Origin of the sequence: Anaerotruncus colihominis (genome assembly GCF_010206195.1) — a bacterium.
GTDB lineage: Bacteria > Bacillota > Clostridia > Oscillospirales > Ruminococcaceae > Anaerotruncus > Anaerotruncus colihominis_A.
Window position 1 is genome coordinate 1 of the sequence record NZ_VIQT01000019.1, and the last position, 15,157, is coordinate 15,157.

General features: G+C 52.2%; 14 protein-coding genes, 1 tRNA gene, 1 pseudogene and 1 riboswitch. Of the genes and pseudogenes, 3 read left to right on the forward strand and 13 right to left on the reverse strand.

What is annotated here, in order from left to right:
* From FMM72_RS12945 to FMM72_RS12985, 9 genes and pseudogenes are all read right to left on the reverse strand, one after another.
* A pseudogene (locus tag FMM72_RS12945) lies at positions 1 to 503 on the reverse strand (hypothetical protein); the annotation flags it as partial.
* A 398-nt stretch (positions 504 to 901) separates the two neighbouring features.
* Complete coding sequence (locus FMM72_RS12950; protein WP_160208896.1) at positions 902 to 1,654, reverse strand: hypothetical protein; 753 nt, start codon at positions 1,652 to 1,654, stop codon at positions 902 to 904.
* A gap of 624 nt (positions 1,655 to 2,278) precedes the next feature.
* Complete coding sequence (locus tag FMM72_RS12955) at positions 2,279 to 3,475, reverse strand: hypothetical protein (RefSeq protein ID WP_162221663.1); 1,197 nt, start codon at positions 3,473 to 3,475, stop codon at positions 2,279 to 2,281.
* A gap of 316 nt (positions 3,476 to 3,791) precedes the next feature.
* Positions 3,792 to 4,436, reverse strand: coding sequence for an AAA family ATPase (locus tag FMM72_RS12960; RefSeq protein ID WP_180322934.1), 645 nt, complete (start codon positions 4,434 to 4,436; stop codon positions 3,792 to 3,794).
* Between the two features lie 155 nt (positions 4,437 to 4,591).
* Positions 4,592 to 4,966 carry a rhodanese-like domain-containing protein gene (locus FMM72_RS12965; RefSeq protein WP_369883369.1) on the reverse strand — a complete coding sequence of 125 codons (375 nt, stop codon included), beginning with the start codon at positions 4,964 to 4,966 and terminating at the stop codon, positions 4,592 to 4,594.
* A 286-nt stretch (positions 4,967 to 5,252) separates the two neighbouring features.
* Entirely contained in the window at positions 5,253 to 5,612 is a 360-nt protein-coding gene (locus FMM72_RS12970; RefSeq protein ID WP_160208894.1) for a hypothetical protein, read from the reverse strand.
* A gap of 27 nt (positions 5,613 to 5,639) precedes the next feature.
* Positions 5,640 to 6,944: a phosphomethylpyrimidine synthase ThiC gene (thiC, locus tag FMM72_RS12975; protein ID WP_162221664.1), complete on the reverse strand. Its 1,305-nt coding sequence runs from the start codon at positions 6,942 to 6,944 to the stop codon at positions 5,640 to 5,642.
* 140 nt (positions 6,945 to 7,084) lie between these two features.
* Positions 7,085 to 7,189, reverse strand: a riboswitch (TPP riboswitch).
* An 82-nt stretch (positions 7,190 to 7,271) separates the two neighbouring features.
* A complete protein-coding gene (locus FMM72_RS12980) occupies positions 7,272 to 7,499 on the reverse strand; it encodes a hypothetical protein (protein WP_160208892.1) in 228 nt (75 codons plus the stop codon).
* Between the two features lie 200 nt (positions 7,500 to 7,699).
* Complete coding sequence (locus FMM72_RS12985) at positions 7,700 to 8,488, reverse strand: bactofilin family protein (RefSeq protein ID WP_162221665.1); 789 nt, start codon at positions 8,486 to 8,488, stop codon at positions 7,700 to 7,702.
* Positions 8,489 to 8,728: 240 nt separating this feature from the next.
* Between FMM72_RS12985 and FMM72_RS12990 the strand changes: the two genes are divergently transcribed.
* A tRNA-Leu gene (locus tag FMM72_RS12990) sits at positions 8,729 to 8,815 on the forward strand.
* Here FMM72_RS12990 and FMM72_RS12995 read toward each other — a convergent pair.
* Positions 8,804 to 9,016 carry a hypothetical protein gene (locus tag FMM72_RS12995; protein ID WP_160208890.1) on the reverse strand — a complete coding sequence of 71 codons (213 nt, stop codon included), beginning with the start codon at positions 9,014 to 9,016 and terminating at the stop codon, positions 8,804 to 8,806. The genes FMM72_RS12990 and FMM72_RS12995 overlap by 12 nt on opposite strands.
* A 72-nt stretch (positions 9,017 to 9,088) precedes the next feature.
* Between FMM72_RS12995 and FMM72_RS13000 the strand changes: the two genes are divergently transcribed.
* On the forward strand, positions 9,089 to 10,213 hold the full coding sequence (locus FMM72_RS13000) for a hypothetical protein (protein WP_162221666.1): 1,125 nt from the start codon (positions 9,089 to 9,091) through the stop codon (positions 10,211 to 10,213).
* 78 nt (positions 10,214 to 10,291) lie between these two features.
* Here the strand turns inward: FMM72_RS13000 and FMM72_RS13005 are convergent, their stop codons facing one another.
* The 3 genes from FMM72_RS13005 to FMM72_RS13015 all read right to left on the reverse strand — a co-directional run bounded on the left by FMM72_RS13005 (position 10,292) and on the right by FMM72_RS13015 (position 14,100).
* On the reverse strand, positions 10,292 to 11,008 hold the full coding sequence (locus tag FMM72_RS13005) for a hypothetical protein (protein WP_160208888.1): 717 nt from the start codon (positions 11,006 to 11,008) through the stop codon (positions 10,292 to 10,294).
* 379 nt (positions 11,009 to 11,387) lie between these two features.
* Positions 11,388 to 13,166 carry a DUF342 domain-containing protein gene (locus FMM72_RS13010; RefSeq protein WP_162221667.1) on the reverse strand — a complete coding sequence of 593 codons (1,779 nt, stop codon included), beginning with the start codon at positions 13,164 to 13,166 and terminating at the stop codon, positions 11,388 to 11,390.
* Between the two features lie 154 nt (positions 13,167 to 13,320).
* Positions 13,321 to 14,100, reverse strand: coding sequence for a DeoR/GlpR family DNA-binding transcription regulator (locus tag FMM72_RS13015; protein WP_160208886.1), 780 nt, complete (start codon positions 14,098 to 14,100; stop codon positions 13,321 to 13,323).
* A 382-nt stretch (positions 14,101 to 14,482) separates the two neighbouring features.
* Here FMM72_RS13015 and deoC point away from each other — a divergent pair, with 382 nt between their 5' ends.
* Positions 14,483 to 15,127 carry a deoxyribose-phosphate aldolase gene (gene deoC / locus FMM72_RS13020; RefSeq protein WP_160208885.1) on the forward strand — a complete coding sequence of 215 codons (645 nt, stop codon included), beginning with the start codon at positions 14,483 to 14,485 and terminating at the stop codon, positions 15,125 to 15,127.
* Positions 15,128 to 15,157: the final 30 nt, after the last annotated feature.

Genomic DNA, 15,157 nt, shown 5'->3' on the forward strand with positions numbered 1-15,157 from the left:
ACGTTGTATTTCACGTCAACCGGCTTGGTCACAACAGTGTCGCGCGCCTCAACATACAGGTAGTACTGGCCCTTGTACTCCTCGATCTCAAAACGGCTCATGCCCTTGGAGGAGATCTTGGAATAGTTGAACTTGTAGCCGTTCATCAGGTCCTCTGTGATCTTGGTGTCTTTGCCGTCAACCGTCAGGCTGACCGGGAACTTGTACTCCTTGCCGGGCTCGAGGATATCGTCGCCGAGCACAACGCCGTCTTCGTCAGCGCCGATCTTCACATCGGTCGCGTTCTCGAGGGAGATGGACTCGTCTTCGGAAGAAGAACCGCTCGAGGAGCTGTTGTCCTCCGCGTCGCTCGATGTGTCGCCCGGATTGCCGGAATCGAGAAGCAGGTCGGCATAGCTGGAAACAACGGCGGTACCGTTGCCGATTTCGTCATTCGCAAAAGCTGTCACGCCAACAGACATGGTGGTGGCGGCGGCAAGCATAACTGCAAGCATTTTTTTCATAATTGGGGTTCCTCCTGAAAAATCGTTTTGCCCTCCGGCCCGGCGCATCCGAGCCGCTTGGAACGAGTCTTAGTATATCTGCAAAACAAGCTTTTTTCAAGAGGTTTTTGTTACCAAATTGTCATAATTATTATCAAAATTAAATAAAAATAATCAACATATTATCAAAACTTATATTTAAAAAATCAAAAAYCCATGATATGGCCGTTATGTTTGGATGCGCATAGAAAACTCTGCTTCCAAGTCGATACAACCGCTGCGAATTTGCCCTGAATTTTTCCTGTGGAGCCGTATTTTGCCGCTTTCAGATGCGCCTTCATACAAAAATCCGCCGGACCATACAGTCCAGCGGATCATGTATTTGCGATACTTCTATATACGCGCACGCGCGTATATCCTTAACGGCGCTTATTCACCAACAGGATGGCCACGACCGAAACAGCCATCATGGACACAGCCGCAACCGTAAAGTCATACGATCCGGTTGGAGCCGGGGCCTCCCCAGGCGTGCTCTGAGGGGAGGGGGGCGCCGACGTAGCCTGCGAAGCTGCCGGCGTACTGGCCGGGCTGGAACTTGACGCAGGCGTTTGGGAATCCTCGGACGACGGCTGATGAACAACATCGCCAATCCAAAATTCAAAATGCACAGTCGCCGCATCCCCAGCCTGCCAATAATGATCCTCCGTATGCTTCGCCTTAAAGGAAAGATCAAATGCAACAGCCTGCTTTTGATCCTCCTGTGGAACCACAAGTGCAATTTCAAAGTAACGCCTGCGTTCTCCATCATCAAACCGCTTGGTCACAAGGCGGGCATAATCGAGCAGATCTCCGTTTTCGCCGCGTTCAAGCGTATAGGAAAAATGATCGCTGTTTGCAAGCGTCGCGGCGTCGACAGTCATCCCTTCCGCAACACGAAAATCTGTTCCGTTGCCAATCTCAAAATAAAGCTTTTCACCGACAGGCGCCCGATCAATTGTTACATTTCCCCCATCGAACAAGACCTCATATTTTACGGTTACATCCTTCCCGTTATCATCATACACCGTGCCCGTCAGATCAATTGTCGTACTGATCGCATAAGCCAGGACAGTTACGCCGGCTGCGCAAATAGCCATACAAGCCGCGATTATCCAGGATGACAAACGCTTCATAGCCAGGCCTCCTTTCAAGTCGAGTCCATAATAAAAAAATCCTGTTTAAAGGATGCCCCCATTATTTGCAGCCGATCCCCTCATCAGATTCAGGTGGTCCGCTTCCGATCTGCTATGAGCAAATTCGGGCAGAAGGGTAAAAATCTTTTAAACAGGCGTTTATGAACCAATCAATCATTCTGTGAAATATATGGATTATAGCATACCGCCCGGAAAAAAGCAACCATTTCGCCATCAAATCCGGCTCAAAAACAAGGGTGGATTTTTAAAAGCTTTTCAAAAAAAGTGTCCTCATGCACCAGAATGAAAATCCACAGGCCCATATTCACAATAAAAAATAGTTGCTTTGCAACTATTTTTTTGCGCATCTGCCCGCTCTGCGGGCAGGCGCATTTTAATCAAGCGGCCCCGCGCCGGGGATGGCGCGGATGGCCAATTTTTTATAGATTGCGAAGCGCAATCTATAAAAAAATACAACGCGCATGGCTGGACCAAGCACGTTGTATTTTATTATGTCGCGTCGCGCTTTGCGTGCATGATAAAATTGGCCATCAGGGCGGCAGCGGGCCGCGCCCGCGTATCGCCCTGGCCATAAAAGATAAAATAAACGTCCTGCGGTTATTTTTAAATACCCGTATTGGGGATCGGTTTTGCGTTGCGGTTGATATCAAACGGCAATGCCGCAGCATCCGCTGAAGCGGACTGCGCAGAAACCTGTTCCGGCGCTGAGGAGGTCTTTGGCTGTGTTTGGATATCCTCTTCCTGCTGCGCGGTCAAATCCAGCGCGCGGTCCGTGATAATATAACATCCCAGCGTGCGTGTGCGTATCCGCCAGCCGTTAACCACGCTGCCGTCTTCATCTTCTCCAATATAGGTAAACAGCTTTGTGACATCACGCAGAGAGCCGTTCGCATCCGTTAGATAGATATGGCAAGCCGCCGGATCGGGACCTCCATCCTCCCATGGATAGTATAACGTCAACGTCGCACGTGAGGACGCCGAAATTGTAGGCGCGCCGGTAAAATTGCGGAAAAACAGATCGGCACTGTCCTCATACGCCGCATAAATTGGATCGTGCTTGGTAGAAAGGCGGGCGTAAAACTTTTTCGCATCGTCACTGGCAGAAAATGACAGAGACGCAACATCCTCCCATACCACCATATTCTCAGCGTTGGCATCCGGTTTATAGATAAAGGAATCGCCTGCGGCGCGCAAGGCGTCCCCACCTTCCTCAACAGCGCTGCCAATCCAAAAAGTCAGACGCAAAAGTGCATAATCGCCCTTCTCCCATTTGCCGTCCTCATCGTCACCACGTGCTGTAAAAGTCAGATCGACGACCGCTTTCTGCTCGTCGATGGAATCACTCGCCGCAATACTGATTTTCAGCCATGCGCTGCGCGCGCTGCCGCCGATGGAACGTTCATTGTGCTGGGAAACGCGCACAAGGCGCGCTCCGTTTCCGTCGCGGCTGACCTTGAGCTTAAACAGTTCCTGATCCGCCAGCTCGCCGGGCGACGCCGCACCGGTCAAATCGCCCATGGAATCATTCCACAGCATGGACGTATCGCCTCCACCAGAAGCACCCAGGCACAAATACAGCGTTTGGTCGGGCGCGGCTTCAAATTTGAAACCGCCCGCGTCAGCGGAGGCCGGATCACTGACAGCGCGAACCACACCGCCGGCGTCAAGCAGCTCCGCCGCACCGTCGTTATTCAATTGTAATGCCACCGAGCCGTTGGCGGCGGATGCGGCAGCCGCGCCCAGCGGCGCGGCGCCAAATGCCAGCACAACAACCAGCAGCAGACAAATCAATTGTTTCATATGGGCCTCCCCAGGAAAGTCCAGGCCTTCCCTGTTCCTATTATACCCCAGGGATACAAAAAAAGTCAACGGATTTTGTAACCAATTTGTAATCTTTCATCCGCTTTTTGTAACCAATTTGTAATTTTTATTCCACTTATCAAACACATTTATACAGAAATATGAATAATCTTTGAACAAAACAGCTGGCCAATTCCTACATTTATGTCCCAACACGGCGATACGTGGTTGAAAACCTGTTATACAAATAGGATTATATGCCAACTGCATGAAAAAATCGGGCGTCCGGACGCCCGATTTTTTCATGACAAAGCGATTACGCCATTTTAATCTCCAAATATGCCTTGACAAGCGCGACGCATTTATCCCATCCAAGCATACTGCTGTTGATACATAGGTCATAATTTTCAGCGGCGTTCCAGTCGCGCCCTGTAAAATAGCGGTAATAATCCCGCCGGTACTTATCAATGCGGCGGATATACCTGCGCGCCTCCTCCTCGTCAAACGAAGCGTGCACCTCCATCGTTTTTTTCACACAATATTCAAACGGTGCATGTACATACAAACGCAGGACGTTTTCACGTTCCCCTAGGATAAAATCAGCGCAGCGGCCGACAATGACACACGACTCCTTTTCAGCCAGATCGCGGATCACCTTGGCTTGATAGTTGAACAGGTTCTGTTCCGAGGTGAAATCCACACTGTCAGGCGGGATGATTGCACCCGTATAGGCGCTTTTGCGTCCCGCCTTAAAGAGCACCGGCGTCTTTAATTTTTCATCGGCACGCGCAAACAGCGATTCGCTGATACCGCTTTCATCGGACGCCATGCGCAGAAGCTCCTGATCGTAGTAATGAATATCAAGCTCCTTGGCAAGCATTTTGCCGATGGTCCGGCCGCCGCTTCCATATCCCCTTGCAATCGTGATCACATAATTTTTCACAATCATCCCTCTGATCATAGCAGTCTTTTGCTCCGAAACCGCCTGCCGCTCTCCAAACAATTCAAGCTGGAGCAGCCGAACACGCCGTCCCTTCCGTTTTCGGATAAATCTATCATACACCAAAAAGCGGAAATTCTCAAGCGTTTCAGGTTGTTGAAAACAAAAAAGCCGGATCAGCGGTCAAGCCGGCCGTTATATCCTGCGATCCCGCCGATATTGACGGCGCGATACCCTTTTTCCTCCAACAGCATACACGCCCGTCCACTGCGCGCGCCGCTGTGGCAATAGACAAACAGCGGCGTGTCCCACTGGTAATCGATGCGCCCCAATGCGTCGAGCGGCACGTTGACCGCCTCCGGAACGTGGCCCGCCGCGAATTCCTCAGGCGTGCGCACATCCAAAAGCACCGCGCCCGGCATTTTTCGAAACGTCTCCAGCCCCTGCTGAAAGGACGGCCTTCTACTGAACAGACTCATAAAAACTCTCCATTCCATTGCAATGCGCGGCGCAAATAAAAATGAAACGCCGCGCGGCCGTTTGATTCCCATGCGCTTGCCTGCAAAGCGGGCAGGCGCACAAAACAGTTGCGCAGCAACTGTTTTTTATCATGATACCGCAAGCCCATGCCGCCGACTGTGATCTTGTCACCGTCGGCGGCATGGCGTCTGCCCCCTGCTGTTATCCATTATAACCTACGCCGGACTCAGAAGCTGCCCCAATAGGGAAGCGCACACGTCCCGGCGAAAGATTTTCTCGCCAATCCATGCGATCCCCCTGGCGCAGCTTCTTATAAAACAGGGAAGCAAGTCCAGCGCGGATCTGCTCCCCCATTTGCTATCGAATCAAACGTCCAAGATTTTCGACCAGCCGGCGATGATAGGCACATGAAGCGCCGCACACACATCGAAAGCGGTCCTCGCGGAACACCAGGGCGCGCGACGCAATTTCAGCGCGGACCAAACCGCCGCTGCTTAAAAACACGCCGCCTGGTTCAAGCGTGCGGGACGCACCCTCCGCTTTGGACACCGCGCGGCCCGTGAGCAGCACGCAGACCGATGGGCGGCCGCCCTCCTCGCAGACCGGCTCTCCAACGTTAAACACCCGCTCACGGCCGCCTGTACAGCCAAACAAATGCGTCAGATCCCTTTCATCGATTCCATCCAGCAGCCCCGACCGGGCCAGAAGCTTGTCCATTGGCTCTCCTTCCCGGTGAAAAAGCGGTCATTCCATGATGTCGACATTCTCACCGTTTAAAATTTTGTTCATATTGCGCACAGAACACATCTTGCCGCACATGGTACAGGTATCCAAGTGCTCTGGCTGCGACTGGGCGCGATAACGGCGGGCCTTTTCCGGATCGATTGCCAGTTCGAACTGGCGCTCCCAATCAAGCGCGCGGCGCGCCTGCCCCATCCTGTAATCCCAATCGGCCGCGCCGGGCAGCCCTTTTGCGATATCGGCCGCGTGCGCAGCGATCTTGGAAGCGATGATACCCTCCTTTACATCTTCAACAGTCGGCAGGCGCAGATGCTCCGCCGGCGTGACATAACAAAGGAAAGAGGCTCCATATGTAGCGGCGATTGCCCCGCCGATCGCCGCTGTGATATGGTCATAACCGGGAGCGATATCTGTGACGAGCGGACCGAGTACATAAAATGGCGCGCCCTTGCAGACTGTCTGCTGGATTTCCATATTGGCCTGAATCTGATTCAGCGCCATATGGCCCGGCCCCTCCACCATGACCTGTACATCCTTTTCCCAGGCGCGCGCCGTCAGCTCGCCGAGCACAACAAGCTCCTCGATCTGGGAAACATCGCCCGCATCAGCGATACAGCCGGGGCGGCACGCGTCGCCAAGGCTCAGGGTCACATCATATTGCCGGCAAATCTCCAGAATCTCATCATAAAATTCGAAAAACGGGTTCTCGTTGCCTGTCAGCTCCATCCACGAAAAGATCAGGCTTCCGCCGCGTGAAACCAGGTTCAGCAGCCGCTTGGACTGTTTGAATCGCGCGGCCGTGCTTCTGTTCAGCCCGCAGTGGATCGTCATAAAATCGACCCCATCCTCGGCATGCATTTTGAATACGTCGATCCACTCCCGGCTGGTGATATCCTTGAGCGGCTTGTTGTAATAGACAATCGCATCATAAATGGGCACTGTGCCGAGAATTGCCGGGCACTGTGCAGTCAGCTTGCGGCGGAATATACGTGTATCGCCAAATGAACTCAAATCCATGATAGCCTCTGCGCCCATATTAACGGCATTCATGACCTTTTCAAGTTCCATATCTATGTTCATACAGTCACGGGAGGTGCCGAGATTGACATTGATCTTCGTTTTCAGGGCGCTGCCGATGCCAAAAGGCTTTAAGCATTTATGATTCTTGTTGGCCGGGATGACGGCCTGCCCGTCTGCGACGAGCTTTAACAGCCGGTCCATGCCGATCCCTTCCCAGGCGGCGACGGCCTCCATTTGCTTTGTGACGATTTTCTGCCTTGCGGCATTCATCTGCGTTGTGTACCCCATTGCAAAGCCTTCCTTTCTGTTTCGACGCCTGCCCATTCAACCGGCGCGCGGCGGCGCGGGCCCGGGCGGACTGCATAGCGGGGCAAAACAAAAGGCCGTACCCCCCGGTACGGCCCCTTGTAAAACAACAAACTGGCACAAAATCGTGTCGATATGCTTCCTACGCCGGCATTACCCGTATCAGGTTTGAGGGTTTAGAATGCGGTGCACTCATTCTCAGCCTTTTGGCTCCCCTGTTTTCTATTTGACTATAACAGAAATCGAGCTATCCGTCAATAAAAACCGGCACAAAGCAGAACCAGGCGGTCCCCACTGACCGTCTAGCTCCTATGCATCCCCTTTTAAAACAGCCAGGGCCTCTTCGGGCGTTTTTCCAGACGCCTTCACAAGCGCGCAAATCTTCTCCAAATCGGCCTGCTCTTTCTCAGCCATCAACCGTTTTAATTCCTTTTTCAAGTCGGCGATTGCATTTTTGTGCGCTTCGATCTTTCCCTCGATTTCTTCAATACGTTGCTCGTAGGTTAAATGGACCGTCTTTTTGCGTCCACGCGGCATAATAACCCCCCTCTCTTTGTGGTCCGCGCCCTGCCCGGCTGCTTCTGGATATACAAGCACGGTGCACAGCGGGACCGGATATAAAAATATGAATAAATTTATTGTATAAAATTCTATATCAAATGTAAAGCACATTTTGTAAATAAAAGTCGTGAAAATGATATAGAAAAAGAACCGGCGGGAAACCGCCGGTTCTTTTTCTATATGGAGCCATTGGCCGTAGTGGCTGGAATCTTTTCCTCCGTCTTCTGCGCCTCTCCGGCCGGTTTCTCAACCGAAGGCGCAGCATCCGGCCCTGTTTTTGTCTCCGTTTTCGGTTCCGTTTTCGATTCCATTTTTGTCTCCGTTTTTTCTTTCTGTTCCACTGCTTTTGCTTTTTCCACTGGTTTGGGCGGCTCCTTTTTCTGTGTTTCAACAGAACCATTGAGAATCGCACCCTTGCTGACTTCGATACCGGCAGCGATGACATTGCCCGTTACAGACGCTGTCTCACTGAGAGAAACCATCTCGCCAGCGATTACATTGCCCAAAATCGCGCCGCTGATGCTGGCCGATCCGCACTTAATGTCGCCCTCGATCTCCGTATTGGTACGCACTACAACCGAATGTGTACAGGTGATATCGCCACAGATTTTTGCGCCGCTTGCAACAAACGTCTCGCAGCAGATCTTACCACGCACAACGCCGTAAACCTTCACAACCGCTTTGCTGATCACATCGCCCTCAACATGGCCGAAAATCTCCAGATTATCCTTGGTCGCAACATCGCCCTTGACGACCGTATTCTTGGAGATTGAAGCGGTCAGATCCGATTCATTCATGCTCCCATCCTCCTTGCCGTGCTGCCCAGACTCGGCCGGCCCAGTGGACGCAACGGAGGCCGGCGCCGGCTCAGCCGGTATTTCCTGTTGCGCCTGCGCGGGCGTATCCCCGTTTATTGTTTCTGTCTCGGGCATCTCATCGTAATACGACTTCTTTTTGAAAATCATCGTCTGCCTCCCATAATCTGTTTTTGACTGTCCCGTTATTCCAACCAATAATCTATATTATAGATATTCGGCAGAAAATTCCTATATGAAAGCAACACAACCAAATTTATTCCTTCAAAATATGCCGGTACACCTTATTCGTACCCCCTCTCCAATAAACCTATAACCATACCCGGAATTGCTCCAACAGCTTGACTATTAGCCAACAATCGTTTATCATTAGAGAGTAACAGAATTTATGCCGCTGTGGCGGAACAGGCAGACGCAAGGGACTTAAAATCCCTCGGTGGCGACACCGTACCGGTTCGATCCCGGTCAGCGGCACCAAGTCTGAGCAAAGCTCGCTTTGCTCAGACTTCTTTTTGCCTTTTGCAGAAAATAAGCCCATCCGCTCCCTTGTTCTTCCTTTTCCACAAAAGGGCGCGTTCGGCCCGCCTGTCCAGGTTGGCTTTTGTTCTCTGCCATCTTTTTGCTGTGCCCCTGCCGCGCGGCGGTTTTAACGTATCGCGGGGAAATATCGATTTTCATTGAAAACTCTCTTGCAATGAAGTATTATGATTTCTAATACCATAAGCAGTTGCGTCCGTTTGGGAGGTTGCCATGAAAAAACTTTTGGTGCATACATTCACCGCAATATTTATTCTGACAGCTCTGCTGTCGGGCTGTGGCCAGCAAAGCTGCGCCGGAAATTTCGATGCATCGGGATATGGTGTGTCCTCGGAAAGTGAACCGCCGCTTCCTTCTTCCGAAGCTGCATCGGATAACGGCAAGTCAGAAAGCGATCAAATGCCGGAATCTGAAGCGGGGATGTCTGCGGACATCCGGTATCCGCAGTTTGTTACCGACAAGTTTACCGACAGTCCGTTCTATCAGGAGGCGGCTCGGGACGGGCACGCAGTCATTCTGGTTGATGGAACCGTCATCACATCCGCAAATGCAGCGATGAATTTTTTTAAACAGTATCAGGCTGGGGAAAGCTGCGAGTTAAACATCTATCACTTTCCTGCTCAATGGAATCCCTGGGAGAACAGAATCTGCTATGACAGCGCAACCGGCGAGCTGTACGAACTCCACCGCTCTGTCGTAGAGACGGCAGACGGCCTGCATTGGGGCGAGGAATCCCGCTATGCTGTCGATCACATATCCTTCACGGAATTTGGCTGTATTTGTATCACAGGGGAGGCCTCCAGTGAACCATTCTACACTCAGGTGGTCAGCGACTATGATTTGTTTGAGGATTACGACAGGATGGTGGAACTTGCCCGGCAGTATGTTTCCCCCATCTATCTGTGCGTGGTCCAGTCGGATACCTTTTCCAATCCCAGTGAGATTACCCAGTGGCCCGCTATCCTGGAGAGAATTGTAAGTATGGAATGCGCCGACGGCGAGAGCTTCTGGACAGTTTATCCGGACGGGGAGCTGTCAGTGGATGAAATGATACGGCAGATAAGCAAATATTTTGAGGTGGACAGGGATGCCGTTCTCCACAAAGTCAAAAATTTCATGGTTGACGGCGATACCATCCGCTATGAAGGCGGCCTGGGCGGGGCCTACCCCCAGGCGCTGGTCTTTGACGTGCAGAAAAGCGGGGACACCACGGCCGTTCTTTGCAGGCTCCGGGATGCTATAACAGGAGATGTGGATATGGACAGAGGCTATCTTATCACTGTCCGCAACAAACCAGATGGAACCTTCCGATACCTCTCAATGAAGGAAGTTGTGTAAATGATACCCTGTGGTCCCATCTGATGATGGAGCATCTGTTTATGTCCCAGCATACCTGAATCGAGATCACAGCCCCAATCAGCCGGATTCCTCCGCCAATTGTTCCAAAGCGCCGCAGTGGTGCGCTTTGGACAAACCTGCGCGGCGGAGCAGCAGCTTACAAAACAGCAGTTGAAACAGCGCGGCCAGCCTGCCCACGCAGATCATTGCGATCAGCGTGCCAAGGCCAATGGCTGTTATCCTGCCGCTGAAAAGATAGCTGACGGTGCAGGTAACAACCACACAGGACAGGTCCACAATATTTTTTCCAAAGCCGACGCCCCTGCCCGAGCATTTTCCAATCGTGTCGGCCAGGCCGTCCGCTGGACTTAACACCAGGCGCATGTCCACCATCATGGACATCCCCACCGCTGTAAACGTCATCGCAGCCAAAAGCAACAGCAGATTTTGCCACAGCGTATTAAAACCGATCTGTGCCAGACTGAACCAGTCAAGCAGCAGGCCGAACACCAGACTGAATGGGATCTGCAGCAGATCGCCCGGGCGGCAATCCTTTCCCTTCAGAAATAATTGAACCGCCAAAAACAGCATGTAGACGCCAAAGGTTGACAGCGCGTAATTGATCCCCCAAATCTCCGTGATGGAAAACGACACCGAAACAACCGGGGAAACGCCAAGCCCTGTCTTGGTGTACAAGGTCAGCCCGATTGCCAGGGAAATCATGCCCACCGCATAGATGGCGCCTCTCCAAAAGTGGTCTATACCGCGCGGCCGCTTGTTTTGGGTTCTTTCCATATCAGCGCCCTCCCCTTCAGCCGGATCAAAAGCCTTAGCTTCAGTATAGGGTACGCTATGCGCTTTGTCAACTTTTGTATATCATTACAGAAGCTGCCTGATATCGCTGCCGCCCGCCGGTACCTATCAGTGGACGTCCCAGCTCGATTCCCAAATGTATGCCTGCTATAATTTTATAGAAAACGCGCCGGGCCGATCTTGTAATCGTCTCCGCCGGCGGATATCCAAAATGTGAAATGGACGGGGCGGGCTGTAAATACAGCCCGCCCCGTCCGTCTTTTTTAAAGCCTCGGGATCCGAAAGGATTCCTGCGTTTTTTGCCTTGCATTCCCCTGCTGTCTGCGAAGAATCCGGCAATTCCTCTTTTTTCAAACAAGCCCTATACGGTGCCAAACACAATCTCCCGATCCTTTTGATAAATCAGACAGTGGGTATGCTCCTGCTTTGAAGTCGCGATCACGCCGCTAATTCCAACCACTGTATTTGGATATAGCGCGCCAAAACGCATGACAGCCGAATCCAGCTCCTCACATTGCGTGCGCATTTGTTCGAGCTGTTGGCGGAGCTTTCGCTCCTTCATTTTCAGCGTACTGCTGCGCAGCCGCGCCTCATTCGTCAAAGCCGCGCCATTTTCTGATGCGGTCAGCTCATCCAGCTCCTCAAATGTCTTTCTGAGGTCGTCCTCGACCTGCTTTTGCTTTATTTGGAACGATTCAGTCGCTTTGATGGAAACAGCCGTCAGGTAATTGTTTTTATTGCCGGCCGACGTGGCCTCGATCGTTTTCATCGCGACAGTTTCCCCGCCGATCAGCGCACCGCGGCCTGATTTGACCAAAACGGAGCTTTGGCTCGACAGCCGCGCATTGACCGCGCTCTCCAGATAAATATTCCCCTCGGCGTCAGCGGATCCGTTTTCAATAAATTTACAGCGGATCTCTCCCCTGGCTGTCATTGAGCCTTTTCCGTTTCCGTTCATGCCGGTTTTGGCGAAGATGTTGCCGCCCGAAATCAGCGTCGCGCCTTCGATCATCCCATATACTGTGATATCGCCGCTGGCCTTGACTGTAAATCCTTCGCAGATATCACCCCTCACAACCACCGCGCCCTTTACGTCGAGGTTGCCCGTGGAAAAATCGACGTTGCCATTGATGGTGAGCGCCTGCTCCACATGATATTGACCGGACCGGTAAACAACCTCTCCCTCAATTCTGGCCACGAGCGTAAGCCCATCCTCACTGACAGCAGTATTTTTTCCTGCCGGCGGTACAGCTTTGCGCCCTTCCTTGGCAGTAATCGCTGCGCCATGAACATTGGTTCCATTCTTTGCCGGGGTGGGCGGGAGCATCCGGCAAAGGACTTCGCCCTCACTGACATTGTGGAACCAGTTCATATCTTTAAAGTCGATGATGCCGTTTTGCTTTTCCACGAACCGGACGCTGGAGCTGGTCGGGATGACCTCCTCAACGCTTCCATCCTCGCCGTCGACCGGCGGCGTGCCCCGCGCAGCCTCAACCATACGAAAATACACAGGCTGCGCCAACGTCTCAAGCGCCTGCGTGTCGACGCCATATGTAACGCCACGCTCAACCAGCGCGGTATGCAGATGCTCCAGCGTTACATCGCCGCCTCCATACAGCGGTGGCAGCAACAATATCCAGGCGCTCAATCCATCCTCGGATTCAAGCACCCCGACATGTCCATTGACCGCCTGAAGCTGTCCACCGCTGCCATGAAACGACGCGAGCATTTCCGCGGCCGACCGGGCAGCCTGCTCGATCAGCCTTCGATGAACGGGCAACAGCTCCTCTCCGGGCAGCAGATCCTGCGGTCCAAAAGGCGCCTGATCCGAATCTGCATCGTCCCCGCGGGACGCCGCCCGTTCCTGACACCAGGCGCGCCGCAGCTTTGCAAGCGGATGATTATCCTCAAACAGCTCCGCCTCCGGCTCTTGAACAGCCGGCTCTTCCGCCTGCGGCTCCACAGGCTTTGCAAACTTTCCCGAGACACTTTTCCAAAGCGAGTACAGTAAGCTTTGATTAGCCGACGTTTCCGCTTCCGCTTCGTCGGGGGATAACGTCTTTGCCTGCGAGAGAGAGAAAAGCAGGCTTTTAGATTTCTCTGGTGTTTTTGAGCCGTCAAACTGCTTCTTATCCGCCATGCTAAAACCTCCCATAGGTGTGATTGATTCTATTATACTCCAAACCCTGTGCGCTGTCCAATAGGAACTCAGATTCTTCACATAAATTTTTCATCTATATCAGGGGCTGTTTTAAAAATCAAAAGCCATATGTGCTTCGGCGCATACTCACTAGTCAAACAAGGTGCAGCTTGATCCCCTTGCTGCGAATGAGGTCGATCCATTCGGGCGAAAGGTCCTCATTCGTGATGATTGTATCAATATCATTCATATCGCAGCAGTAGGCCGCACAGACCCGGCCAAATTTGCTGGAATCCGCTACAAGAATTTTTTCCAGCGAGGATCGCAAAATCGCCCGTTTTGTCTCGATCTCATAATTGTTGATGCAGGTTACGCCCAACTGGCAGTGGACGCCTGCCGCCGAAACAAACGCCTTTTGCACACGGATTCCGCTGATGAATTCAACGCCCTCCTTGCTTTCAAACATCTGTGCATTTGCGTGATAATAACCGCCGGCAAACAGCGGCTGTATATTCGGCTTTCGTCTCAATTCCATCAAAATGTTGATATTGTAACACAGAACCGACAGGTGCAAGTTGGTTGGCAGATTGCGCGCGATGTGGACCGTCGTCGTCCCTGTGTCAATGATAATCATATCGTCCTGCGCCACCAGCGAAGCTGCAAATGCACCGATCGCGGCTTTTTCCGCACTCCTGCGTTCTCCCTCCAGCGCAAGGCTGTACTCCTTGTCCGTTTCAACAAGTGTATGCGCGGGATTGTAGACCATAACGCCATCAACATTTTCGACCACCTTATTCTGCTGGAGCAGCTTCATATCTCTGCGGATCGTCATTTCTGAGACTTCCAGCATCTGCGCAAGCTCCCTGATCGAGACCGCACCGCGAATTTTCAAAATTCTGATGAGCTGGTTGAGTCTGTCGTTTTTCTTACCCACGCTATAGCCTCCATTCAAGCACCCTGCATCCTGCTGTTATCAAAAACCCAATCCCATATTAACACTTTTTATCAAAAAGCAAAAGATACTTTTGATAAAAAGTGTTCTTCAATTTCGTTTGCACAACAGTCTATGCGCACAATCAATAAATTTAAAGTATCAATTATGTTTAAACTGGAGAAATCACCCCGCAACAGATTGACACATCATTTGTGAAATGTTAGTATTTTATCAAATACACAGAGTGCGGCATGATAAAATCGGCCATCCGGGCGGCAGCGGGCCGCGCACGCGTATCGCCCTGGCCATAAAAGGATAAAATAAACGCCCTGCGGTTATTTTATCACAAAACCAATTTACTTTCAGATTAACGGAGGGTTTTATGGACAAAGAAAAAGTTTTGGGAATGATCGACCACACCCTGCTCAAGGCTGTTTCCACCTGGCCCGAAATCGAATCGCTCTGCGATGAGGCGGTCAAGCACCATACCGCTTCCGTCTGCGTGCCTCCGTGCTTTATCAAGCGCATTCATGACCAATACGGCGATGCGCTTGCCATTTGCACGGTCATCGGATTCCCGCTCGGGTACAACACAACCGAAATCAAGGTCGCGGAGACACGCCAGGCCATCGCTGACGGCGCCGTCGAGGTGGATATGGTCGTCAATCTCGGCGACGTTAAAAGCGGCGCGTTCGACAAGGTCACAGAGGAAATCCGCGCGATCAAGCAGGCCGCGGGCAGCCATATCCTCAAGGTGATCATTGAAACCTGCTATCTCACCGGGGAGGAAAAGATTGCCCTGTGCCGTTGCGTTACGGACGCGGGCGCCGATTACATCAAAACCTCGACCGGCTTCGGCACCGCGGGCGCGCAGCTTGAGGACATCGCGCTGTTCCGCAAGCATATCGGCCCGCAGGTCAAAATCAAGGCTGCCGGCGGCATCCGCACGCCCGAGGATCTTGAAGCCTTTGTAAACGCGGGCTGCGACCGCATTGGTACAAGCTCCGCAGTCAAGCTGCTCGGCTGATTTTTGATATCCAAGCGCCCTTCTTGTCCC